Raw genomic sequence first — 1,236 nt, forward strand, 5'->3', positions numbered from 1 at the left:
GGGTGACCTGGGAGGAGCGGATCTGGGAGACGGAGCGGACCGTGGAAGGGCGGTGCATCAGGGTGTGGGGTGCCTGAGCGGGCTGCTGATCGTCATGAACCTCGAGAGAGATCCGTATTCCGGATCTTTAATTTGAACTGATTCACATTTCCATCGATTGGCGTTGTCACCTTCCTGTAACTGTGGAAAATACACCCTGTCGCCAGTGAAGGCAGTCAGGGATGAAAGGCACTGCATCATGGAGGATCCATTGGATGGATTCATTGCCGCGCGACACCGGGCCCCGCCACATGGATTGTGGCGGGGCCTTTCCTATTGGGCGGGCTTCCGTCCTATACTGCGGTCATGCCGCGCTTCTTCAACAATGCCGGACCCACGGTCCCTGCCGATCACTATGCCATTGATCCTCTGAGTCGCATCGACTGGGAGGATCTGCAGGCGCTGATCGAGCAGAAGCGGTATTTTGTCCTCCATGCCCCGCGCCAGACGGGCAAGACCACCACGCTGCTCGCGATGATGGAGGCGATCAATGTGCGAGGGCGCTATGCCTGTGCCTATGCCAACATCGAGGCGGCCCAGGCGGCGCGCGGGAATGAGGAAAAGGGCATCCCGGCCGTCTGCGATGCCCTGGTCAATTCCATCCAGCTCTACCTGAAGGATGATCACCTGTCCCGATGGTATGATGACCGTCGCAAGGACATCTCTCCCCAGAATCTGCTCACACAGGTCCTTCAACACTGGGCTCAACACGCAGGTTGCCCCACGGTGCTGTTCCTGGACGAAGTGGATGCCCTGGTGGGCGACACCCTGATCTCGCTGCTGCGCCAGATCCGTGCCGGCTACCCGCAGCGACCGGATGCGTTCCCCCAGAGCATTGTGCTGTGCGGCGTGCGCGACGTGCGGGATTACCGTCTGCACCAGGAAGGGGCTCAGGTGATCACCGGCGGCAGTGCCTTCAACATCAAGGCCGAGTCGCTGCGCATGGGCAACTTCACCGAAGCAGAGTGCCAAACCCTCTGGCAGCAACACACGGACGAGACGGGTCAGGTCCTTGATCCAGCCATCTTCCAGGAGCTATGGGAAGACACCCATGGCCAGCCCTGGCTGGTGAATGCCCTGGGCTATGAACTCACCTGGCGCTTCAAACCGGCCCGCGATCGGGCTCGTCCCCTGTCCCTGGAAGATTACCGGTCCGCCCGGGAGGCGCTGATCCAGTCCCGGGCCACGCATCTGGAC

General features: G+C 61.1%; 1 protein-coding gene. It reads left to right on the plus strand.

Annotated elements, in window-relative coordinates:
- Positions 1 to 345: 345 nt before the first annotated feature.
- The coding region (locus LPW30_RS15860) for an AAA family ATPase (protein WP_239681362.1) at positions 346 to 1,236 on the plus strand (891 nt) is incomplete at its 3' end.

This window comes from Ectothiorhodospira variabilis (assembly GCF_022227625.1).
Taxonomy (GTDB): Bacteria; Pseudomonadota; Gammaproteobacteria; order Ectothiorhodospirales; family Ectothiorhodospiraceae; genus Ectothiorhodospira; species Ectothiorhodospira haloalkaliphila.